Source organism: Anabaena sp. UHCC 0204 (assembly GCF_009711975.1).
In the GTDB taxonomy this organism is placed as follows: domain Bacteria; phylum Cyanobacteriota; class Cyanobacteriia; order Cyanobacteriales; family Nostocaceae; genus Dolichospermum.
Genome location: NZ_VIKW01000001.1, coordinates 55,528 through 78,742, shown reverse-complemented (window position 1 = coordinate 78,742; position 23,215 = coordinate 55,528). Strand labels below are relative to the sequence as shown.

Sequence of the window (23,215 nt, the reverse complement as noted above, 5' to 3'; positions counted from 1 at the left end):
TTTATGTCTAATCCTATTGTTCGACTTGAAGATTTAGTACATATATACCAAGGAGTTACTCTCAAACGATATGAAAACGAACTTGGTTCACAAGAACAAATTATTAACTCCCGAAATCTTGAACAAATATATATAAGTGGCGAATTAAGCACTTCTCAACTTGATTCTTCTAATCTCTCTAAGTATAGATTGCAGACTGATGATGTAGTTATTACAATTCGAGGAACTCCCCTTAAAGCATCAGTAGTAAAAGATCAAGTAAAAGGATGTTTGCCAAATCAAAACTTAGCAATTTTACGCCCAGCAAAAAATCTTAATCCAGTGTTTTTAGCTGTGTTGATGCGATCAAAATGGTTAGAAACACAAATAAGTGGGTTATATAGTCAATCTATTGGAACTCAGTTGTTAAAAATTTCACAGTTGCGAGAGTTGGAGATACCATTACCTAGTTTAGATAGACAAAACCAACTAGCTCAACTCTTTTTAGCTGCTGAACAATATACTCAAATTACATTAGAAACACTCGAACAACGGAATCATTTAACTCAAGTAGCTTTATCTCAAATTTTAGAAGGAGTACAATGATCACTTTACAAGAATTGGAGCAAAGACTTTGGATGGCAGCCGATATTCTACGCAGTCATTTTAGTGTAACAGATTATAACAAATATTTATTAAGGCTCTTATTTCTCAAGCATTTATCTGATGTATTTGAGGAAAGTTCTAAAGCAATTAAACAAGAACTAGATGATCGAAATTTGGAAGTGCATAGATTAAATAACTTTGGGGCATTTTTACCTGAGTGTTGTCGCTGGACTTATTTGCAGCGTGTTAAACATAACATTGGTTATGAACTTAATATAGCATCTGAAAAGATTGAAACAAACAATCCACATCTCAAGAGAATTTTTACTAGTATTGATTTTGAAAATAAACATAATAATTTTGATTCTGGACAACATGATCAGATACTGCGTCAATTAATTAGGCATTTCTCATATCTCAATCTCCGATATAGTAACCTTGCTGAACCAGATATATTGGGAAAGGCTTGTGAATCTTTAATTGAAAAATTTGCAGGTGATTCTGGAAAAAAGAGTGGAGATTTTTATACTCCAAATAAAATATCAGAATTGTTAGTTAAGCTATTGGAAATAGAAAAGGGAATGAAAATTTGTGATCCTGTCTGCGGAGTTGGTGGGTTTCTAGTTACATCTGCCAATTATATAAAACAGGTGGGATTAAATATAGAAGATGTATCTTTCTATGGGCAGGAAAAAGTCTTAGAAACTTGGGTTATCGCCAAAATAAATTTGTTATTACATGGCATCTTTAATATTGACATTCGATTGGGAGATACAATTCGTAATCCTCAATTATTAGAAAATGAAGACTTAATACTTTTTGATAGAGTATTTGCCAACCCACCATTTAATCTAAAAAACTGGGGAGAACATCTAGATAGTTTTGATATTTATCACCGTTTTAGATATGGCTTACCACCTAAAAGTCATGGAGATTTTGCATTTATTCAGCACATATTGTCTACATTAACAACAACAGGTAAAGCCGCAATAATCGTATCACATGGTGTATTATTTCGTGGAGGACAAGAAGGTTTAATTCGCAAAAGAATTTTGGAAGAAGACTTAATTGAAGCTGTTATTGGTCTTGCATCAAATTTATTCTATGAGACAGGTATTCCTGCCAGCATTTTAATTTTTAATCGAAATAAACTAGAAGAAAGGAAAAAGAAAGTATTATTTATTGATGCAAGTAGCAAATATCAAAAGATTGGAAATAAAAACTATTTACAATCTGAAGATATTAGTGATATTGTTACCAGTTATCAAGATTTTACAGATCAAGAAGGGTACGCTAAAGTCGCATCTCTTGAAGAGATAGCAAACCATGACTATAACCTTAACATCAATCGCTATGTGCTACCTCCCAAAAACGAAGATGACAAAATTGATATTAAGACAGAAATTATTAAGCTGCGTAAATTAGAGGCTGAACGTGCTAAAGCCGAGAATGATATGAATAGATACCTAAGTGAATTAGGAGTAAATTTATGAAAGTAATAATTATTGAGTACACAGTAATTTATGAACGTGGTGAAACCAACTGGGGTGCTTATGTTCCTGACTTACCTGGTTGTATCAGCATTGGGGATACTTTAGCAGAAGTACAGGAAAATATTAAAGAAGCGATAGAATTGTATTTGGAAGTGTTAAAAGAAGATGGAAAACCTATACCTAAACCTTCTACAGAAGTTGGTAAAGTTGCAGTGACAATATAAACTCAAATCCCCGACTTCTTTAAAAAATCGGGGATCTAAATCCTATTTTAATGCTGCTAACAAATCACTTTTCGCAGTTTCTAAAGCTTCTGGTAATTTGGTTGCGTCACGTCCCCCAGCTTGCGCTAAATTGGGTTTTCCACCACCACCACCACCACAAATTTTCGCTATAGTTCCGACAAATTTTCCTGCTTGTACACCTTTTTTATTCACTTCAGAACTAAAAGCAGCAACAATACTTACTTTTCCTGCTTCGGGAATAGAACCTAAAACTACAGCACCATTACCGATTTTTTGCAGTAATCTTTCCGCAGCAGATTTTAATGATTCTGCGTCAACATCTTCCATTTGGGCGACAATGATTTGATGTTCTCCTACGGTTTTCGCAGTTTCTAATAAACTGTCAGATTTAACTATTGCTATTTGTGATTTTAGACTTTGAATTTCTTTTTCGTTGTTGCGGAGTTCGGTTTGTAAAGTTGTGATTCTGTCGGGTATTTCTTCGGGTTTGACTTTAAAGCGATCGCTCAAATCTTTAACCACTTTATCACGTACATTCAAATAATCCAATACCGCAGCCCCAGAAACCGCTTCTATTCTTCTCACTCCTGAAGAAACTCCGGCTTCAGAAATTATTTTGAAAACGCCAATTTCCGCAGTATTATTAACATGAGTTCCCCCACATAATTCCATCGAAACTCCAGGGAAATCAATCACGCGCACTTCATCACCGTATTTTTCTCCAAACATCGCTACTGCACCTTTAGCTTTTGCTTCTGCTAAAGGTAATACTTCAATATTTGCAGAATGTGCTTCAGAAATCCAACTATTTACTAATTCTTCAATTTGGATAACTTCTTCAGCAATTAAAGCGCGGGGACAGTTAAAATCAAATCGCAATCTATCAAAAGAAACTAAAGAACCAGCTTGAGAAATTCCCTCATCAACAACTTTCTTTAAAGCAGCTTGTAATAAATGAGTTGCTGTATGATTAGCTTGAGCGCGACGACGACAAGCGGTATCAATTTGGGCGGTAATTTCATCACCAATTCTAATTGTCCCTCTTTCAATTCGTCCAAAATGAATAAAGAAATCAGATTCTTTTTTCACATCTTCTATTCTGATTAAAATTCCATCACCGGAAATATATCCTTTATCTCCGATTTGTCCACCTGATTCAGCGTAAAATGGAGTTTTGTCTAAAACAATTTGTACTTCTGTTCCTGCTTCTGCTGCTTCTTCAGAAATACCAGCAACTAATAAAACTTCTATTTTTGCAGTTGTGGTTAATTGGGTATAACCAATAAATTCTGTAGAGTGAATATGTTCTGCAAGTTTATCTAAAGAACCTTGTACAGTTAAATCAATGGTTTCGTGTGCAGCTTTTGCGCGTTCTACCTGTTTTTGCATTTCTGCATTGAAACCATCAACATCAACAGTAATGTTATTTTCCTCTGCAACTTCTTGGGTTAATTCTAATGGGAAACCGTAGGTATCATAGAGAGTAAAAGCACTTTCTCCACTAATAGAAGTTTGTCCTTTTTGTTTTACCTCTTGGATAATTTCAGCTAATAGCTTTTCTCCTCTATCTAAAGTTTTTAAGAAATTTACTTCTTCTCGTTGTAACTCAGCTTTAATAGCAGCTTCTCTTTGTCGCAAATTAGGATAAATTGATTCAGAAAGAGAAATTGCTGTGTCTGCAACTTGGTTCATAAATTCCCCAGAAATTCCGATTAATCTCCCATGTCTAACAACGCGACGAATTAACCGCCGTAAAACGTAACCTCTACCAACATTAGAAGCGCGAATTTCATCGGCTATCATGTGAACAACAGAACGCACATGATCACCAATTACTTTTAAAGAAACTTTTGTATTTTCATCACTTTGATGATAATCAATTTTCGCAATTTTTGCCGCAGTTTCAATAATCGGAAAAATCAAATCCGTTTCATAATTATTAGGAACTTTTTGGAGAATTTGCGCCATTCTTTCCAAACCCATTCCTGTGTCAATATTCTTATTTTGCAACGGCGTTAAATTCCCAGCCGTGTCCCGATTATATTGCATAAATACCAAGTTATAAAACTCGATAAACCGGGAATCATCTTCTAAATCAATGTTGTCTTCACCTAATTCTGGATGAAAATCATAATAAATTTCTGAACATGGTCCACAGGGTCCAGTAATTCCTGATACCCAGAAGTTATCATCTGCACCCATGCGCTTAATACGTTTTTCGCTTACACCAATGGTATCGCGCCAGATGGTAAAAGCTTCGTCGTCGTCTTCAAAGACGCTAACAACGAGATTTTGAGGAGAAAAACCAAAGACTTGGGTGGATAATTCCCAACCCCATGCGATCGCCTGTGGTTTAAAATAATCACCAAAGCTAAAATTACCCAACATTTCAAAAAATGTATGATGGCGTTTAGTCCGTCCCACATTTTCGATATCATTGGTACGAATACATTTTTGCGAAGTCGTAGCGCGTTTAAATTCTGATGTGCGTTGTCCCAGGAATATCGGCTTAAATGGTAACATTCCGGCAATAGTTAGCAACACCGTAGGATCTTCAGGAACAAGGGAAGCACTCGGAAGCGGTTGGTGTCCCCTTTGCGTGTAGAAATCAAGAAATATTTGGCGAATATCGTTACCGCTAAGATACTGGGAAGTTGAAGACATGAGAGTTTACAAAAAAATAATAAATTAAGTTGCTAGTTATCTAGTTTAGGCTGCTAATTGGTGATTAGTAAAATTCGGCGTTGCTGAATTTAGATATAAACTTTCAAACTCTTTCTTTTTAAGCCTCTGCGTAAAACAAATTCATACTTTCACTCAGCAACACCAATTCCAAAAATACCAAGTCTTGAATTTAGATTCTTGCGTAGGGGTAATTCATGAATTACCCCTACTTCCGTTCTGTTTTGCGTCTATGCGTTAAGTTTATTCCTGCTTTTACATAGCAACGCTTAAAGTTATTATTTATTACCTGTCTGAGTTTTGGGGAATGTGGGCTAAAAAGCCCGATATCAAGCAAATTATTGATTACTGATGGCTTTATTTGATTTTAATACCAACGCTGACAGAGAAAATATTGAGATGGAATTATTAAGAAATACTTGTGAAAAAACGGTATAGGTGTACGAATAAAGATACAAATAAAGGATAAACAAAAAACTCTTATCACATTAGATCATCTACTACCTAATTTTAGATGACTACTGTTTGCACAAAGCCAGTAGTCGAAAGGCTTTGACAATTCAGTTGTTAAGCAACTCTTAAAATAAGAAAATTCCTTTCTTTCTTCACGTTTTTTAACATTTTTATTTACAAAACTTAAATTTTGGCAATATATCTTTATTTAGGCAAAGATATTATTCCGTATTTTTACCATTGGAAAGTCAAGGACAAAAATCAGACAGTAAATAGTATAGAACTTAACAATTTGTGAATAAAACAGCAGAAATCCTCTTGATGCTTGTCAAAAATAGTTAGACAAAGCTATTGGTGGAAAATAGTTTATTTAACTTAGAAATATGGAACATGGAAAACAATGAAAAGTTCAATCTTGGTTTTTGGAAGTAATGATTTTCTGGCTACACTTCCAGATCAGATTCTTGATGCGAGTATCTTTAATATAGATATTATTGACGATCTCAATTATGTTCAGTCACATATTCAAATTACACCGACTGATATAATTTTAGTCCAAGCGAGTTTAGTGGGAAGTTTAGAGCTATGTTTTTGGTTGAAAGAACAAACTAAGTTATCTTATATATACTGCATTTTATTTGAGGATCGTCCTGAGTTACTTTTTCAGAGAAGTCAGGAAAATTGGGAATGGGAATTATTAGTAAATGCGGCTGCATTAGAACAAGGTGCTGATGCTTATATTTGGCAAATTCCTGAAGATCAAACTACTTATAGTTTAGCAAATTTAGCAGCTAATTATCAAATAATTATAGCTCAGTTTACGGTTGGTTTACGGAAAGCTCAGAAATATCGAGATTTGTTGGATAAAAATGCGTTATTATCTGCGATCGCTTTAGCTGATTCATTAACAGAATTAAATAATCGCCGCGCTTTAGAATGGGATTTACCTAAACAAGTTAAACAAGCTAGAACTTTAAAAGATCCTTTTAGTTTGATTATCTTAGATGTAGACTTTTTCAAAAAAGTTAATGATACTCATGGGCATTTAGTAGGCGATCGCCTGTTACAATTACTATGTCAGCGACTCAAAAATAATCTGCGATCGCAAGATATTCCTTTCCGCTATGGTGGAGAAGAATTCGTCATTTTGTTGACTAATACTAACATTCAAGAAGCACTAAATATAAGTAGTCGTCTCAATAGAGTAGTTGAAGAAAACTCATTTGTAATTAACAATAAACTATCTATTAATATCACCATTAGTCTAGGTGTAGCGACTCTAGAAACCGAAGATGACGGAAATGGTATAAGTTTATTATATCGTGCTGATCAATGCTTATTAGAAGCCAAAGCAACTGGCAGAAATAAAGTGGTAAATTGGGATTACCACCATCATATTTGCCATTTACATACTGTTTCTTCTTAGCTAAGAATAACCTGTTGACATTCAGCTACAGAAGCCCGATTTTTCATAGCTATAACTAAAGCTTCATAACTTGACCAATTTTCCTGAATGAGATTTTTAGACTGGAGAAGATGAAACCTTTCTTTTTGCTGATACATTTCTCCAGTAAAACCGATAACTTGCAAAATTTCTCTTAACTTACTTTTATCATCATTTCCACCTTCAGCAGAGTTAAAAACTAAAGTTTCCGCAGCAATTCCCGCCATCCAAATATTACAATAACGATCTAACTTATGGGCGCTAATTTTTCCCGTTTCTAATTGCGCTGCTAACTCGCTATCTTCTAAAGTTACCCCACCTTGTCCTGGTTGTCCTTTTTTCCAAGCTTCCCAGGCGCTGAGGGTGTAGCCAGTCACAGGAATTCCTAATAGGTGCGCTACTAAAAAATGACCGGCTTCATGATGTATAATTCTTTCTCGATATTCTGGAGAAAATCGCGCCACCACGTCTAATACTATCGTTCCTCCCTTTCCTTCAAAACTGAAATTATCCAAAGTCGCAATTCCCAAAAACGTCACCGTAGCTAAAGCTGGTATTGTTGGTGAAAGATGGATTAATGGTCCTAATAAACTGGAAAAAGTCATCAAAAACACAGATATAGCAATCAGATTTATTGCAGTTTGGCTCATTTTTAGGTTCTTGTATTTAGGTTAATTATGTGATTATAATTTATAATCTACTCATCAAATCCATCATTCTCTCTCTATAACCATACACAGGAGTTATCAAAAAATGAGTCGCATCAATCCTTACACCTTACAAATGCAAATTACCCAAATGTTTGCACAAGGACAATCATTTTTTGCACTTACTAAAGTTCAAGATTGGTTAAAAGAACATAATCAAAACCCTTTAGATTATGATATTCTCTTTCATAAAAAACCCGCACCTCCAGGTTCTAAAGAAGTAATGGTAATAGAAATAGAACTCAAACGCAAAGATGGACAACCTGTAGATTCTTGGTTACAAGAACAAGCCAATTTACACGCTTAATTTAGATAAGGATAACTTCATGAATAACGTCAACCTGTGGACATCTCCCGAACACGCTTTGCGTTATTTGGGAAAAGCAGATAAAATACCTCACCGCACGGAAGGAGAGGCTGTTTTATTATCACAAGTTCCCAAAAACGTTAAACGCATTCTTGACTTAGGAACTGGAGACGGAAGATTACTCGCATTACTCAAAATTGAACGTCCCCAAATGCAAAGCATAGCTATTGACTTTTCTCCCACTATGTTGGAATTAGTAAAAACTCGCTTTGCTGAAGATAAAACAGTAGAAATAATAGAACATAATTTAGATGAACCTTTACCAAATTTAGGTTTATTTGATGCAATAGTTTCCAGTTTTGCGATTCATCATCTTACCCACGAACGCAAATTTGATTTATATACAGAAATTTACCAACTTCTCGAACCTGGTGGTATTTTCTGCAATTTAGAACACGTATCTTCTCCAACACCAGAACTACACGAACGTTTTTTAAAAGCTATTGATATGGAAGTAGCAAAAGACGACCCGTCAAATAAACTTTTAGATGTAGAAACACAACTAGATTGGTTAAGAAAAATAGGTTTTACTGATGTTGACTGTTACTGGAAATGGTTGGAAATGGCGTTATTAATTGGAGTGAAAATAAATGGCATTGCTGATTAAGAATATGATTTTACCTCACGCAGAGGCGAGGCAGCGCGGTCTTGGGGGTTTCCCCCATGAGTGACTGCCGTCGCAGAGTCTCAGAGAGTAAGAATTTTTCAATTTCATACTTTAATATGGCTATCAGCAATATCAAATAAATTAATTCAAAAAAGTAGGTTGGGTTAAGGAAGGAAACCCAACAAAATTATTGATAATGTTGTCTTTTACCCAATCTACTAATTTGTAAATCCGATATTCCCCTGTAATCCGCCGGTATGTACTAAAAGTAAAGATTCCGACTGGAAATAACCTTGTGTTATTAAATCCATGACTCCATAAAACATTTTTCCGGTATATACATAATCTAAAGGTATGTCATGTTGTTCTTGGAAATTTTGACAAAATAGCTTTAATTCATTGTTTATTTTAGCATATCCACCAAAATGATAGTTACAAATTAATTCCCAAGGTGCAGGAGAATTAACAGGTTTTGGTAAGTCAGAAGCTAGATAATTTTTTAGTAAGTTGTTGATATCTTCCTGAAGAAAATTACCACCTTTTAAGACAGGAAAACCAATCATTTTTTGGTTTTGATTTAATGATAGTGTCATTCCTGCTAATGTTGTTCCTGTACCGCAAGCTAAACAGACAGTATTAAATTCTTTAATTGTTGCTAATATCTCTATACAACCACGCATACCATTTAAGTTACAACCTCCTTCAGGAATAATAAACACTTCCCCAAATTGCTGTTGTAATTGGGTTTGTAATTTCTCTGTATGGCGTTGTTTATATGTTTGCCGATTAATATATACTAATTGCATTCCCTGTGCAACTGCAAATTGTAAAGTAGAATTTAGGGGTATATTTTCTTCACCCCGAATTATACCAATGGTGCGGAAACCAAACAGATTTCCGGCTGCTGCTGTGGCATAAATATGGTTAGAATAAGCACCACCAAAGGTGAGAATGGTTGAGAAATTTTTCTCTTTAGCTGCTGCTAGGTTATACTTCAATTTAAACCATTTATTACCGTTAATTTGAGGGTGCATGAGATCAAGACGTAAGATATATAAGTTAACACCTGCGTTAGTTGCTATCTCACTATTAATTTTTTGAATTGGTGGAGGTAAAAAAATTGACGACATTTCCCAAAAAAGTTAAACTTTACTAGATTAGTAGAAAATACTAAGATTGCAAAAAAAAATTATTAACCTGGATTATGGCTAAAGTTTTTGATTCGATTACGGAAGAATTACAAAAGTTTATTATTAGTCAAAAAATATTTTTTGTCGGGACTTCACCTCTAAGTTCTACAGGCCATGTTAACCTTTCTCCCAAGGGTTTAGAAAGTTTTCGGATTCTCTCTCCTCACCGAGTCGGTTATTTGGATGTTACAGGTAGTGGTAATGAAACATCGGCTCATTTGCAGGAAAATGGGCGTATAACTTTGATGTTTTGTGCTTTTCAAGAACCTCCTTGTATTCTCCGTCTTTACGGTCAGGGACAAACTATTTTGCCAGATTCTCCTGACTGGAATTCTCTCTATCCTCTATTTTCTCCTCTTCCAGGAACGCGGCAAATTATTGTTGCAGATATTGAAAGAGTACAAACTTCTTGTGGTTTTGGTGTTCCGTTGTATGAATATCAAGGACAAAGAGAAACTTTAGTTAATTGGGCTAGTAAAAAAGGGGAAGAGGGAATTAAGGAATATCAACAGCAGAAAAATATTATGAGTATTGATGGTTTATCAACTCCTTTGAGTAAAGTTCAAAATCCAGGTGATTAATAAAAGTTAAAAAGCATGAATTACCAAATAATTAATCAATTAAATGAAACCCAAATTTCTGAACTTGTGGAATTATACAAAAATGAATTTTGGAGTAAAAATAGGACATATCAAGGTGTTGTGAAAATGCTGGCTGCATCTGATATTATTATTGCTTTAGTAAATGAGGAAGAACAATTAATTGGTTTTTGTCGTGTTCTGAGTGATTTTGTTTATCGCGCAGTTCTTTATGATGTAATTGTTAAACCTAATTATAGAAAAAGGGGATTTGGTGCTAAATTATTAGATGAAGTCATTAATCATCCCCAATTAAAAGAAGTTGAAGTTATAGCTCTTTTTTGTTTACCAGAGATGATGCCATTTTATCAACGTTGGGGTTTCACAAAAAATCCTGTGAAATTGGAATTAATGTTTGCTACTAATATATCAACTCTCTAGAATTCCTGAATTTGATCATGTCTAATCAACGCATAATTCAAAGTATATATACAGATGGTGCTTGCACAGGCAATCCTGGTCCTGGTGGTTGGGGTACAGTCGTCTATTTTAATGATGGTTCGGTTCACGAAATGGGTGATTCATCGCAGCACACTACTAATAATAAAATGGAAATGCAAGCAGCGATCGCCGCCTTGGAATTTTTCAAATCATCTGGACAAACTGAACCGATTACTCTCTACACCGATAGCGAATATCTGATTAATTCTATTACTAAATGGTTGCCAGGTTGGAAAAGGAAAGGCTGGAAAAAATCAGATGGGAATCCTGTCCAAAATCAAGACCTCTTAGAAACCCTCGATCAACTTAATAACCGACTCATACAATGGCAGCACGTCCGGGGACATTCTGGTAACATTGGCAATGAACGTTGTGATGCGATCGCTCGCTCCTTCGCAAATGGCAAAATCCCTGATCTACAAGAGTTATTACCTGAACGGCTTCATGAAACTTTACCTAAAATTAGGGAAATAAGCGTAGCAAAAGTATCTGATTATCCAATAAACTCTACAATAATTAATAAAAATACCCTGGAAAGCAGTCCGTCTGCATCAGATATAACCACTATGGAACCATCTACCGCTTCAACTGCGACTACAACCAACGAACAACCCACCGAAATCAGGGTTTCACAACTTCGCAACTTGGTAGAAACTTTGCGTATTGCGGACGAAATTGCCGAAAAAGGCTACCTAATTACCAGTTCAGAATTAGCAGACTTAATGAGTGTCCACTCTAGCGCCGTCACCAGTCGAGGAGATGAATGGCGCTGGCGAAATTGGATAGTTTCGCGTGTCAGACGGGAAGGTAATCAAATTCTCTGGGAACTTGAACGTAGCGACAAAATAGAAACCGAAGCAGATTAAACAATCAATTACGGGAAGGGGAATAGGTAAGGGGAAATACTTGAAAACTTGATAAATGATAAATTATGGTATTCATAAATTAAACAAAATATAGTCAAAATCTTAAATATCATATCCTCATCAAAATTAGACATCAGTAGAAATATCGTTTGTCACCTTAATACGACCTTTGATGACAAAACGTAGCAATCTATTGATAGATTCTATTTCTTCTTCTGCTAAAGATTCATTTAAAATAGCCGCCATTAAACCATAACGATCTGCTAAAGAAAGAGAACCAGTATCAGCAGTAGCAGCCATAATTTCCGCAACAGCACCAGGGAGAAGATTGATTTTTGGCATTTGTTAAAACTGAACTCTACAACTTTAATATCGCCTATAATTGATTTTATTTCAGTGATTAACTAGCGAAAACAATAGTGATTACAGCAGTCATAAATTAGTGATTTATATCACATAAATACTGCACACATTTGATTAAGAGAACTCCAAATAAAAAAACTCTCAACCACCTAACGCAAAAATCTCTCAAACCCTTATTCCTCTGTGTCCTCTGCGCCTCTGCGGTTAGTTATTTGGGTAATTTATTTCTTGGAAGTCCTAAATAGGACTCCAGAGAATGTAATGACTCCTGACTGGGCGCAGACCCTGCGCCCCTACGTTCCTAACATTTGCAAATTGTGCAAGGTAGCATAAAATCCCTCTTGTTGTAATAATTCGTCATGACTTCCCTGTTCAATTAATTCTCCCCGTTTCAACACAAAAATTCTGTCTACATTGCGAATTGTAGATAAACGGTGAGCAATAATAATAGATGTCCGTTGTATCAACAACTGATTTAAAGCCTCTTGAACCAAAGCTTCCGTTCCCACATCCAAACTAGCTGTAGCTTCATCTAATACCAAAATTTGGGGGTTGCGAATAGCAGCACGAGCAAAAGCTAAAAGTTGTTTTTGACCACTAGAAATATTTGTTGCTCGTTCTCGCAATTGAGTATCATAACCTTGGGGAAGTTGGTTAATAAACTCGGCTACATTAGTTTTTTCTGCCGCTTGTTGAATTTCTGCAAAACTGTAATGATCACCTAAAGTAATATTACTTTTTACATCACCAGCAAACAAAAATGCTTCTTGCAAAATCACCGTCATATAACGACGTAGTTCCACTTGGGGAATTTCGCGGATATCCACACCATCAACGAGAATACGTCCTTGAGTTGGTTCATAAAGACGACACAACAGCCGAATAATTGAACTTTTCCCCGCACCTGTAGGACCGACTAAAGCTATTTTTTCCCCTGGGTGAATAGTAAAGTCTAAATTTCTAATAACGTAATCATCATCTTTATAAGCAAAAGAAACATTTTCAAACTTGATTTCTCCCAAAGCCGGCACAGGAGTAAAATCTTGAGATTCTAACTTAGAGACTATCTCATTAATATAACCAAACTCAAAATCTACATTAGAAATTTGTGGACGAGAGTAATCTTTTATTTCAATGGGTTCATCTAAAATATCAACTACCCGTTCAATAGCCGTAAAACCAGATTGAATTACAGTAAACTTTTCCGCAAAATTCCGCAACGGTTCAAAAAATTGTTGGGCATATAAAATAAATGCCGATAAAATCCCAAAAGTGATTTGTTCACCTAACAACAACCAACCACCAATCCATAACACACCAGCAATAGCAATTAAACCAACCCATTCCAAAGTTGAAGAAACTGCTGAATCATACCAAATACTAGTATCTACTTCCTGTACATAACGTTGATTTGTCACCCGAAATAACTCCGCGTTAAATTTTTCACGGCGGAATAATTGGACTACATTAATACCAACAATATTTTCTTGGAGTTGAGAATTGAGTTTAGAAAGTTCTTCCCTGGTTTTATAATTAGCCGTTCGATATTGCTGTTGAAAATAAATCATTAACCACGTCACAGGGAAAAGAAGGAATATTAACAAACAAGCAAGTTGCCATTGAATTGAAAACATCAATCCAATAATTACCAGCATAGATAATAAATCAGAAACAATGCCTACAGCCCCAGTTGAAAAGACATCACCCAAACTTTCTACATCACTGGTTAGTCTTGTAATCAATTTACCGACAGGTGTGCGATCGAAAAAACGTACAGCTAAAGATGTCACATGATGAAATAAATCCTCACGAATAGCGGCTGTAATTTTTTGTCCCAGTTTCTGTACTAAAAAACCTTGTATAGCTACCAATACTAACCGAATAGTAATTGCTATTAGTAGCATTCCTAAGAGGATATTTAAGCCTTCTGCAAGAGGCATATTCTGAAGGAATTGATAGGTGCTAGGTTCTTTGCGAATTAAAGAAATTGCCTGTCCTACCAACATAGGTTTGATAGCACTAGAAATAGCGATAGGAACAAGCAGCAACATAGATACTGTTAATAGTTTGCCATGACGACGACCATAAGGTACTAAGCGCAAAAATAATCGCCAGTCATTGTCCCGACGATGGTATTCTGGATCAGATTTAGTGGGGGATGGTGAGATGCTCATAATTAACAATGCAAAATGCAAAATTTTAAATTTAAAAGAGTTATACTTACAGGTTTTAGATTCGGTGAACTCTGCTATAGCTGAATACTAAATTAATTTTTTTCAGAATTTAATCCATTGATTTCTTGACATTTTGCTTCTGCGGCTTGATAGGCTATCAAATATTCTTGACCACCTAACATGACATCACCATAATAATCATAGGGGGCTTCACCATAAATAGGTAGAGGATCATCTTCTGGATAGTCTTCTTTAGATTCTTCAACAATAGCTTTCACCTTTTTGGCACTTAGAGTTTGGGCAGGAAAATAATAAAATTCCTGGGGATTTTTTTGTAGATAAGGCAGTGTCGGATCAATAATCACATCATTAACTTCAATCCAACCATGTTCAACTGGTTTATATGGCTGACCTACAAATACTAAAAAGCCTTGGACATACTTTGCTCCCTCTGTGACTAAAACTGCTTTATAAGCATTATGAAAAGGTTTTTTTGCTTTACTTTTGATGGTTTTAGCAAGTTCATTGGACAGAGTTTGATCTAATAATTTATTCATGTTGTAAATTCTCCTTTAATTAGGGCTTGCTGATAGCGTAAGCGTGGTGTTAGCCATAAGCCTATAAATAAATTAACAGATATTTGATTCAAGAGGAGATAGTTCCCAATAATGGAAAAACTTTATGCTTTAACAATTCAATTAATTCTGCTTGCATATATTCATATTCATCAGGTATATCTAGACAAATAATTCTTTTATTTTTGAGAAAGGGTTGAAAGTTTTTAGATAGCTTACTTTTATGGGATTGTTCCATTACAAAGATTATATCAGCCCATGCGATCGCTTCTGTAGAAACTCTGTTTTCGGCGGTTCTGTCTAAACCTGCGGACTCTACTTCCAGTCCTGGATATTCTGAAAATACAGCTTCAGCGGTGGGGCTACGCAGTCTATTTTGGCTACAGAGGAATAATAGCTTTTTCATGACTTTTAAGGAGTGCAAATTAAACTACAGTTATCCGTGCATTATTTCTAGATTTAGGTTTAACAGTAATTTCCACATCAATTCCTAATGTATTTAGAAATCTAAACATTCTTTCTAGAGAAAAACCTGTAAGTCTTCCTCTCATTAAAGCAGAAACCTTTGGCTGATCAATTCCTAATAATTCAGCCGTTTCAGCTTGGGTAATATGACGTGCAGTGATAGCGATACTGATTTTCCGTGCTAGTTCAGCTTTTACTAGCATTTCCTCTGGGTTGGGTAAATCTAAATCAGCAAATACGTTACCGCTACTGGTTTTTATTTCAATCTTTTCTGTCATCTTGTTTTATTGCTTCACTCATTAGCTGTAAGTCTTCTTTGGGTATTGAACCTGCAAACCTTAGTAATTCTTTACCAGGAACACCTTGGATTTTTGAATTGGTCAAACTGCTCTTCATATTTTTATGATAATCAAGATGGGGCGATAACAGCACGTATTATTAGTTATAATTTACTGGGAGAGACAAACAAACTTTTAGAGAGGTGTGTTACTCCAAAATTAGAATAAAGATTTACTGACAAATTTTAAAGTCGTCACTAGATGAAGACTTACATTGTTTTTATTCATATAAATCCTTAACTGCTAGGTACTGAGCAATAAGTTCTGGATCTCTGTACGAGAATGAGTTAGCATAAATTTTAGCTTTCCTCTTAATACTTATAAATGATGGCATTTTTTTCAGTTTTGTTTGCCGTGTAAAATTAAGAGTTTTATATCTAATTTCTCCTTCCTCAGTTTCTTTATAATCGAAAATCGTATTTTCATGTTTATAAAGTTGAATTTTCTTGTTTTTCTCATACAAGTGCTTTAAATGTGATTCAGTGGTTATGGAATGAAATCCTATGATTGAGTATGAATTTATAATTTGAAATGAATTCATAATTTCTATATCATTTACATTGTAAACATGAGTTATTAATTGGTTTTTATGTCCATATTTATATACATGAGAATCATATAAACACAGTGTAATACTTGGTGAAAATGGGAGAAAAATCTGAAAACCTCTTGCGGTAATACCAGTAACAGAGGGATGATCTAAATCTCTGTATAGCCAATTGTAAGCAAAAACGGGATGGTCTGATATGCAAAATTCTAAGTTAGTTTCATTCTTGATAATTTGAAAGTTTAAATCTTGTATCAGCATAGAATTTATAACTCCTTCTAGAGTTATATCTGATACTAGCTGAGAAAATTCAAAATAACCGTTATTAGCCTCATTTGGATCATACCCATTTAAGCTAAGTAATTGTCTTACTATTCCCTCATTTAAATTTGTATTAATGAATTCGTTTGCTTTCTCTAATGCGCTAGGTGTTCGTTGCAATAGGGATGAAATAAATGCCATTATTAATGACTTATTATTTTCATTTTCTAAAATCTTAAAGTTTCCATTAATAACTTGCTCAACTAATGTTGATGCAGGTGTTTCAATCTCATTTAAAAATTTTTCAATTGAATTATCTTGATCATAGAAAAAATTTTGTGAAAATACTTGTGAAATGTTCTGATTAGGTCTAATACTAAAGTTTTTTGTATCGAAAATATTGATTCTAAATATTCCTTTATTTGCCTTCCATCCAAAGTTTCTTAAAAGAAATTGAGGCACATAATGTTGATTTTTAGTTATATTGTTCATATTTTAAAATATAGATTAACTACTACTATGGTCAAAATTTAGATGATAATTATATATTAATCAAATTGATAAGCTATTCAAGATCATTGAATATAATCTCATTAAGCTTTTCTTCAGTCATTCCTTTAGCTCCAGCCTCTTTCCCAACTTGATCACAAAATTCCTGAAACTCTCTTTTCAACAACCCTTTAAGTTTTTGATACTCAACAACAGAAAGCACAACCACCAAATCTTCATTCTGACCCTGAATAGTAACAGGTTCTTTCTGAGCTTGATCTAAAAATTCTGTAAAATTCTGTTTCACTTCACTAGCAGAAAGATAAATCATAAAAAACCCCTTTTCCTCCTATTTTAACTCATATCTCTTTCTTCCTTTGCGTCTTTGCTCCTTAGCGCCTTTGCGCGAAACAAAAAAGACGCAGAAAACGCCACTCTTGCGCCTCTGCGTCTCTGCGTGAAAAAACTCTTAAACCATCTCAGAAGTCTGCACAGTCTGCTGGGGTTGAGGCTGGAACATAAACAGCGAATAAACCACATCACGGCGGATATTCACCATCATATCCAAGAACAACTCATAACCCTCACTCTTATACTCAATCAGCGGGTCCTTTTGTCCATAACCACGCAAACCAACCGACTCGCGCAAAGCATCCATTTGTTGCAAATGTTCCCGCCACAGAGTATCTATGCGTTGGAGAATAAAGAACCGTTCCGCTTGACGCATTAAACCCGGTTGAAATTGGTCAATTTGCGCTTCTTTCATATCATAAGCAATCCGCGCTTGTTCATGGAGGAAAGCTTTAATTTCCACAACTCCCATATCCTCCAACTGGCTAGACTGCATATCAGCCAACAGATAAACAAACTCCTTGACTTTATCTACCAGCTTATCTAATTCCCATTCTTCCGAAGGTAAATCAGGGTTGATGTAATAATCAACGATGTCGTCCATCGTTTTTTCAGCGTATTTAATTACCTGTTCCTTGAGGTCTTGACCTTCCAAAACGCGGCGACGTTCCGCATAGATAGCCCGACGTTGATTATTCATCACTTCGTCATACTCAAACACCTGTTTACGGATGTCGTAGTAATAGGTTTCTACCTTTTTCTGTGCGCCTTCTAAGCTGCGGGTTAACATTCCCGACTCAATGGGCATATCTTCCTCTACTTGGAAGGCATTCATCAAGCCGGCAACGCGATCGCCCCCAAAGATCCGTAATAGGTTATCCTCTAAACTGAGGAAAAATCTTGTGGTTCCTGGGTCGCCTTGTCTTCCTGCCCGTCCGCGTAATTGGTTATCAATCCGCCGTGACTCATGGCGTTCTGTACCAATCACGTGCAAACCGCCTCGATTCACTACATCATCATGTTCAGTGCTGGTGAACTCTTCATACTCATGCTTAATCTGCTGGTAAGCTTCCCGCAATTTCTGAATTACAGGGTCGTCAGTAGGGGCTTTTTCAGCCGCCACAGCTACCTTTTCTTCTGCTTCCAATTCTGGTAAACTGCGATCGCCATAAGCTTTTACAGCCACTTCTACAGCGTCTTTTAAAAGCTGTTCCGTCTCTTTTGTTAAGTTGGTAGGGAAAATTTCTGGAGAAGCCCGCCAAGTTTTTACCTTTTTTCCAGGTACAAAACCTTGACCACCACCGCTACCAGCTATAGGTAGACCAGAAGCCCTTTGCATACCAAAACTATCTTCATCTTCTGGGCTAACAATGCGGGGCATAAAGTATTCCCGTAGTTTTAACCGCGCCATATACTCGGAGTTACCACCAAGGATAATATCCGTACCTCTTCCCGCCATGTTAGTGGCAATAGTTACAGCCCCCTTCCGTCCAGCTTGGGCAATAATTTCTGCTTCCCGTTCCACGTTTTCGGGTCGGGCGTTGAGTAATTCGTGGGGAATCTCCATTTCCTTGAGAAGCCGACTGAGAAGTTCCGATTTTTCGACGCTGGTTGTACCCACTAACACAGGCCTACCATTTTCGTGCATTTCTGCACATTCTCTAGCGATCGCTCTCCATTTACCAGGTTCAGTCTTAAAGACCATATCAGACAGGTCTTCCCGTTTTCTAATTCGGTTAGTGGGAATAATCGTCACTTCTAGTTTATAAATCTTCTCAAACTCCACCTCTTCCGTCTTTGCAGTTCCCGTCATTCCCCCCAATTTGGGATACAGCAAAAACAGGTTTTGATAGGTGATTGTCGCCAAAGTTTGGGTTTCTGGCTGAATTTCTACGTGTTCCTTGGCTTCAATTGCCTGGTGTAATCCATCACTCCACCGTCGTCCTGGTAACACCCGACCTGTAAATTCATCCACAATCACAACTTCATCATTGCGGACAATATAATTTACATCTTTCAGGAATAACTCCTTAGCTTTAATCGCATTAAAGACAAAATGCGCCCAAGGGTCTTCGGGGTCAAACAAATCTGTTACACCCAACAGATTTTCCGACTCTGCAAAACCTTCATCTGTCAATAAAACGTTACGATCCTTTTCATTAACCTCATAATGCTCCTCATTTTGAAGAGTAAAGGCAATTTCCGCCGCTTGTAAGTATTTTTCTGTCGGTCTTTCCACCTGACCAGAAATAATCAGCGGAGTCCGGGCTTCATCAACTAAGATCGAGTCTACTTCATCAATAACACAGTAATTAAATGGGCGTTGCACCACCTCAGCCATTGAGGTGGACATATTATCCCGCAGATAATCAAAACCTATTTCACTGTTAGTAACGTAAGTAATATCACAGTCATAGTTTTTCTTTCGTTCTGTCGGGGTCATAGTGGACTGAATTAACCCCACACTCAACCCTAAAAAGCGATGTACCTGACCCATCCATTCCGCATCTCGACGCGCCAGGTAATCATTAACAGTAATAACGTGGACACCCTTACCAGTCAGGGCATTTAAATAACTCGGTAGAGTAGCTACCAAAGTTTTTCCCTCACCGGTTTTCATTTCCGCAATTTGCCCAGCGTGCAGAATTACTCCACCTAGTAATTGCACATCAAAATGTCGCAACCCTAAGACACGCCGACCCGATTCCCGGACAACAGCAAAAGCTTCTGGCAAAATATCATCTAGTGTCTCACCATTAGCCAGTCGCTGCCTAAACTCGGTGGTTTTACCCTTTAACTGTTCATCAGAAAGCGGCTGAATGTCTTCCTCTAAGAGGTTAATTTCTGTAATGTAAGGTTGGTATTTTTTAAGTTTACGAGCGTTGGGATCGCCCAACAAAAGTTTTAGCATGGCAGTTTATAGAACTAAATCAAGGAGGATGGAGATTAAAGCTTTGGCTATATGATTATAGACGTTTAATCTAACCCACCCATTTTGCTTATGGATGGGTGAAAAATGAGAATTAACTCAAAAACCGAATAAAAACAAACCAGTCGCCTTTATATAATGATAGGTTTTAATTATTATCTTAATATTGAAACTACTTCATCGTATCATTTTGTCAGTTGTCAATGGTTAGTTGTCAGTTGTCCGTTGTCAGTTGTTAAAAGTTTACCCTGTACCCTGCCCCCCTGCCCCCCTGCCCCCCTGCCCCTGTTCCCCTACTCCCACTCTGGCGTGAGGCTGCGGAAGTCATATTTTTCTGCACCAATATGACAACTAACACAACTACCCATATTTACAGGATTAGGGAATTGTACACCAGGATGTAAAGCCCGGAAATAACGGGAGTCCTTGAGGCGATAGGGTGTTGATTCTTCTTGCAGTTGCACACGGGAGAAGGTAAATAGATATCTTGATACTAGAAGATTTTGAAACTTCCCTAGAGGCTGAATTTGTGCGCCATAGTGCTGGGAGTCTTCCAGAAGGTTTTTCCAAGTTTGAGTGGGAAACACAGCCGGTGGTAAGGCTATATGACAAGATGAGCAGTTTTCTAAATACAGTTGTTGTCCTAGTTGGTATTGTGCCGGTACGACATCAACAGTACCAATTGGAGTGGCAGGATTTGCGCCGTGGGCGCTAGTAGCAAATCCCAATAACCAACCAATAGCCACACTCCAAGCGAAAATCACCAGCATGACAATAAGCAGTTGGCGTTTTAGGCGGCGGTGGGATGATTTACTTTTAACCAGATTTGACATACACCTCACACTCACAAATAAATGTCACGCTTATTGGCTAATCATAATATGCAAGCTCAGGGATTACTGGACTGAGCAAAATGGTCGAGGAGTTCCCGGTGCAGGAAGCGGTAGCGCCCACCAACGCGCAACAGTAACCGCCGCTCAACGCAGTAGTCAAGGAATTGGGCAAGATTCCAGGGGATAGCGCCACTTTGCCAAAGGACTAAACGCAGCGAAAGGTGCTGTAAACAAGCTTGTCCACCGCCAGCAAGGAAGCCAAATAATAATAGCGATATTAACAGTCCGGGAAGTAACAAATGGGGCAAATTGCGGAAAACAATACCGAGCATATCCAGCAAGTTCTGTCTTTTTTCTACTCCTTTAAGAACCACTACAATTGTCATGGCAAAAATCACACCGAAAGGACAGCTTAAGGCGGTCGTCCACAGCATATTTTGGAATGAGTTCCAGATGCCTTGATTAGGGCGTGATCGCTCCTTTAATTCCTGTTTTAATCCGTAAATCACCCCAATAATTAGCCCGAAAATTAGCATGAAACCAAGCATTAATCCAAATATCAGTATGAAAATTGATCCCCAAATTGATCCCAAAATTAATCCCAAAATTAATCCTAAAATTAATCCTAAAATTGATCCCAAAATGAGTGAATTCAGTAAATAGATTGAATACTTGAAAATTTTTCTTCCCTTGGCGTATGAAATCGGAATTTCAAATGCTTCTAAAGGTTCAATTTTATATATATCAATCTTATATATTTCCCCACTCTTTTCAAGAATCTGATCGGTAATCAATCCACCAATCGAATAAATAAGTCCGATCAGCCCATAAATCGGCTCATTAATCAGCGCAATAATAATCAACGCGATAATCAGCCCGTAAATTAAGTGGAAATTACGCCTATAAATTAGCCGATAGCGATGCAGTAAGGGTATACACCCAATCCAACTCGGCTGCATTTGCTCAATGATTAACTCCACACTGTTGTTACTTTGCAATCGCTTTGCTATCCAACTAAGAGTATTGCGGGTTTGTCTCCAGTGGGGTTCATCTTCCACTTTTTTGTATGCCCATTTACCTCGTTCCTTCTCTTTGCGGCGATCTTGTTCACGGGTATCTCTCAACAACTGACGATCAATATACTTATCTAATAAGTCTGTTTTACTGCTAATAGGTTGCTGTGGGTCATATACATCAACAACTAGCTTAACGAACAAAGGCACTCGCAACAAACCTGGTTCACCCTCTGAAGTTGCTTCTAATAACTTTCCCAAATCAGGATTTTTCTGAATCACTGACCATAATTCTGAGCGATTTAGGTCATTGAGATAATTCTGAATTTGTATATCTGATAAAGGCTGGAGACACACTGCACCTCTAAGGGTTTTTAGCTTTAGATTTACCTCTTCAAATTCCTTCAGACGACAGCAGACAACGACATGAGGATAATTTTGGGCAAATTCTCTGAGTTTAATGGTACATTTTTTCTGTCTTTCTAGTCCCAGTTCATCTAACCCATCTAGCAGAGGTAATAATATCTGTTGCTCTAGCCAGCATTCATAAATTTTATGTTTGCGGTTTCCTCCATGTAGTTCATAAAGTTGCTCAATTAGCCATTCTTCAATACTTTGTTTATCATCACGCCATGTGGAAAGCTCAAAGATAACGGGAATTACGGTTTTCGGATTTTTCAGCGCACCACACACTAACTGCTCTGCTAAACTCAACAATGCTGTAGTTTTTCCTGCTCCTGGCGCTCCTAAAATCAGCAATTTCCCGGCAATATCATCCCGTCCATAAGTCTCAATCAGTAGTTTATTAGCATCAAGATTTCCGCAATCTTGGCCATCAATCTGTAAAGTGCGATTGACCCAAGATAGTTGTTCCGCAAAAGATACATTTATAGAAATGCGTTTCTGTCCCAAGGTATCAGTTAAGCGTTGACGAATATCAGGTAACTGCTTTTTTTCTAGTAATAACTTTCCCCATTCCCAATTAACCTGCGGTGACTCTGATTTGCCAAACATCCGCAAGATAATATTATTAATAGTGACTTGGTTATCTTGGCTATTTTGAAAACTAACTGCATCTCGCCCTGTTTGAGTTTGCTGAACTTCACTATTTGCAAGTGAGCTATTGCCAATATCCTGATTTTGCCCCATTACCCACACC

Annotated in this window: 23 protein-coding genes; 9 read left to right on the top strand and 14 right to left on the bottom strand. The window is 36.8% G+C overall.

The window, feature by feature from the left end; genetic code table 11:
- The first annotated feature begins 3 nt into the window (after nucleotides 1–3).
- Genes FJR04_RS00395 through FJR04_RS00385 form a run of 3 tightly spaced genes read left to right on the top strand, consistent with a single transcriptional unit; the run spans nucleotide 4 to nucleotide 2,302 of the window.
- Nucleotides 4–585 carry a restriction endonuclease subunit S gene (locus FJR04_RS00395; protein ID WP_168490764.1) on the top strand — a complete coding sequence of 194 codons (582 nt, stop codon included), beginning with the start codon at nucleotides 4–6 and terminating at the stop codon, nucleotides 583–585.
- Complete coding sequence (locus FJR04_RS00390) at nucleotides 582–2,078, top strand: class I SAM-dependent DNA methyltransferase (RefSeq protein ID WP_168490762.1); 1,497 nt, start codon at nucleotides 582–584, stop codon at nucleotides 2,076–2,078. Before FJR04_RS00395 ends, FJR04_RS00390 begins: the two co-directional genes overlap by 4 nt.
- Nucleotides 2,075–2,302 (top strand): type II toxin-antitoxin system HicB family antitoxin, encoded by a 228-nt coding sequence (locus FJR04_RS00385; protein ID WP_217359194.1) that lies wholly within the window; start codon nucleotides 2,075–2,077, stop codon nucleotides 2,300–2,302. The genes FJR04_RS00390 and FJR04_RS00385 overlap by 4 nt, the downstream gene beginning before the upstream one ends.
- Nucleotides 2,303–2,344: 42 nt before the next feature.
- On the opposite strand, the gene alaS is transcribed toward FJR04_RS00385, so the two are convergent.
- Nucleotides 2,345–4,987 carry an alanine--tRNA ligase gene (alaS, locus tag FJR04_RS00380; protein ID WP_168490761.1) on the bottom strand — a complete coding sequence of 881 codons (2,643 nt, stop codon included), beginning with the start codon at nucleotides 4,985–4,987 and terminating at the stop codon, nucleotides 2,345–2,347.
- Between the two features lie 871 nt (nucleotides 4,988–5,858).
- Here alaS and FJR04_RS00375 point away from each other — a divergent pair.
- Nucleotides 5,859–6,884: a diguanylate cyclase gene (locus tag FJR04_RS00375; RefSeq protein ID WP_168490759.1), complete on the top strand. Its 1,026-nt coding sequence runs from the start codon at nucleotides 5,859–5,861 to the stop codon at nucleotides 6,882–6,884.
- Here FJR04_RS00375 and FJR04_RS00370 read toward each other — a convergent pair.
- Nucleotides 6,881–7,552 (bottom strand): ATP-dependent Zn protease, encoded by a 672-nt coding sequence (locus FJR04_RS00370; protein WP_168490755.1) that lies wholly within the window; start codon nucleotides 7,550–7,552, stop codon nucleotides 6,881–6,883. The genes FJR04_RS00375 and FJR04_RS00370 overlap by 4 nt on opposite strands.
- Nucleotides 7,553–7,655: 103 nt before the next feature.
- On the opposite strand from FJR04_RS00370, the gene FJR04_RS00365 reads away from it, so the two are divergent.
- Together FJR04_RS00365 and FJR04_RS00360 are read left to right on the top strand one after the other, a co-directional pair.
- Nucleotides 7,656–7,916: a hypothetical protein gene (locus tag FJR04_RS00365; RefSeq protein WP_168490754.1), complete on the top strand. Its 261-nt coding sequence runs from the start codon at nucleotides 7,656–7,658 to the stop codon at nucleotides 7,914–7,916.
- A 19-nt stretch (nucleotides 7,917–7,935) separates the two neighbouring features.
- Nucleotides 7,936–8,583, top strand: coding sequence for a class I SAM-dependent methyltransferase (locus tag FJR04_RS00360; RefSeq protein WP_168490753.1), 648 nt, complete (start codon nucleotides 7,936–7,938; stop codon nucleotides 8,581–8,583).
- Between the two features lie 218 nt (nucleotides 8,584–8,801).
- Here FJR04_RS00360 and FJR04_RS00355 read toward each other — a convergent pair whose 3' ends face one another.
- The gene (locus tag FJR04_RS00355; RefSeq protein WP_168490751.1) at nucleotides 8,802–9,713 is read right to left on the bottom strand and encodes a 1-aminocyclopropane-1-carboxylate deaminase/D-cysteine desulfhydrase; all 912 of its coding nucleotides are present in this window, start codon (nucleotides 9,711–9,713) and stop codon (nucleotides 8,802–8,804) included.
- Nucleotides 9,714–9,787: 74 nt separating this feature from the next.
- On the opposite strand from FJR04_RS00355, the gene FJR04_RS00350 reads away from it, so the two are divergent.
- From FJR04_RS00350 to rnhA, 3 genes are read left to right on the top strand one after another with little or no spacing between them, the layout of a single operon-like run.
- Nucleotides 9,788–10,354, top strand: coding sequence for a pyridoxamine 5'-phosphate oxidase family protein (locus FJR04_RS00350; RefSeq protein ID WP_168490749.1), 567 nt, complete (start codon nucleotides 9,788–9,790; stop codon nucleotides 10,352–10,354).
- Between the two features lie 15 nt (nucleotides 10,355–10,369).
- The gene (locus tag FJR04_RS00345) at nucleotides 10,370–10,792 is read left to right on the top strand and encodes a GNAT family N-acetyltransferase (protein ID WP_168490747.1); all 423 of its coding nucleotides are present in this window, start codon (nucleotides 10,370–10,372) and stop codon (nucleotides 10,790–10,792) included.
- 17 nt (nucleotides 10,793–10,809) lie between these two features.
- Nucleotides 10,810–11,718 carry a ribonuclease HI gene (gene rnhA, locus FJR04_RS00340; RefSeq protein ID WP_168490745.1) on the top strand — a complete coding sequence of 303 codons (909 nt, stop codon included), beginning with the start codon at nucleotides 10,810–10,812 and terminating at the stop codon, nucleotides 11,716–11,718.
- Between the two features lie 126 nt (nucleotides 11,719–11,844).
- Here rnhA and FJR04_RS00335 read toward each other — a convergent pair whose 3' ends face one another.
- The 11 genes from FJR04_RS00335 to FJR04_RS00290 all read right to left on the bottom strand — a co-directional run bounded on the left by FJR04_RS00335 (nucleotide 11,845) and on the right by FJR04_RS00290 (nucleotide 23,205).
- Nucleotides 11,845–12,060, bottom strand: coding sequence for a hypothetical protein (locus FJR04_RS00335; protein ID WP_168490743.1), 216 nt, complete (start codon nucleotides 12,058–12,060; stop codon nucleotides 11,845–11,847).
- Nucleotides 12,061–12,374: 314 nt separating this feature from the next.
- Entirely contained in the window at nucleotides 12,375–14,255 is a 1,881-nt protein-coding gene (locus FJR04_RS00330) for an ABC transporter ATP-binding protein (RefSeq protein WP_168490741.1), read from the bottom strand.
- Nucleotides 14,256–14,347: 92 nt separating this feature from the next.
- Nucleotides 14,348–14,812: a hypothetical protein gene (locus FJR04_RS00325; RefSeq protein ID WP_168490740.1), complete on the bottom strand. Its 465-nt coding sequence runs from the start codon at nucleotides 14,810–14,812 to the stop codon at nucleotides 14,348–14,350.
- Nucleotides 14,813–14,900: 88 nt separating this feature from the next.
- The gene (locus FJR04_RS00320; RefSeq protein ID WP_168490739.1) at nucleotides 14,901–15,236 is read right to left on the bottom strand and encodes a low molecular weight protein tyrosine phosphatase family protein; all 336 of its coding nucleotides are present in this window, start codon (nucleotides 15,234–15,236) and stop codon (nucleotides 14,901–14,903) included.
- 19 nt (nucleotides 15,237–15,255) lie between these two features.
- The gene (locus FJR04_RS00315; protein ID WP_168490738.1) at nucleotides 15,256–15,573 is read right to left on the bottom strand and encodes a helix-turn-helix domain-containing protein; all 318 of its coding nucleotides are present in this window, start codon (nucleotides 15,571–15,573) and stop codon (nucleotides 15,256–15,258) included.
- Nucleotides 15,557–15,691, bottom strand: a complete 135-nt coding sequence (locus FJR04_RS26430; RefSeq protein ID WP_256366785.1) for a hypothetical protein — start codon at nucleotides 15,689–15,691, stop codon at nucleotides 15,557–15,559. Before FJR04_RS26430 ends, FJR04_RS00315 begins: the two co-directional genes overlap by 17 nt.
- A gap of 162 nt (nucleotides 15,692–15,853) precedes the next feature.
- Nucleotides 15,854–16,933 (bottom strand): DUF4238 domain-containing protein, encoded by a 1,080-nt coding sequence (locus tag FJR04_RS00310; protein ID WP_168490737.1) that lies wholly within the window; start codon nucleotides 16,931–16,933, stop codon nucleotides 15,854–15,856.
- A gap of 73 nt (nucleotides 16,934–17,006) precedes the next feature.
- Entirely contained in the window at nucleotides 17,007–17,261 is a 255-nt protein-coding gene (locus FJR04_RS00305; RefSeq protein WP_168490736.1) for a type II toxin-antitoxin system Phd/YefM family antitoxin, read from the bottom strand.
- A gap of 138 nt (nucleotides 17,262–17,399) precedes the next feature.
- Nucleotides 17,400–20,192 (bottom strand): preprotein translocase subunit SecA, encoded by a 2,793-nt coding sequence (gene secA / locus FJR04_RS00300; RefSeq protein WP_168490735.1) that lies wholly within the window; start codon nucleotides 20,190–20,192, stop codon nucleotides 17,400–17,402.
- A 311-nt stretch (nucleotides 20,193–20,503) separates the two neighbouring features.
- Nucleotides 20,504–21,043 (bottom strand): cytochrome C, encoded by a 540-nt coding sequence (locus tag FJR04_RS00295; RefSeq protein ID WP_168490734.1) that lies wholly within the window; start codon nucleotides 21,041–21,043, stop codon nucleotides 20,504–20,506.
- A gap of 56 nt (nucleotides 21,044–21,099) precedes the next feature.
- Nucleotides 21,100–23,205: an NACHT domain-containing NTPase gene (locus tag FJR04_RS00290; protein ID WP_168490732.1), complete on the bottom strand. Its 2,106-nt coding sequence runs from the start codon at nucleotides 23,203–23,205 to the stop codon at nucleotides 21,100–21,102.
- Between the last annotated feature and the right edge of the window lie 10 nt (nucleotides 23,206–23,215).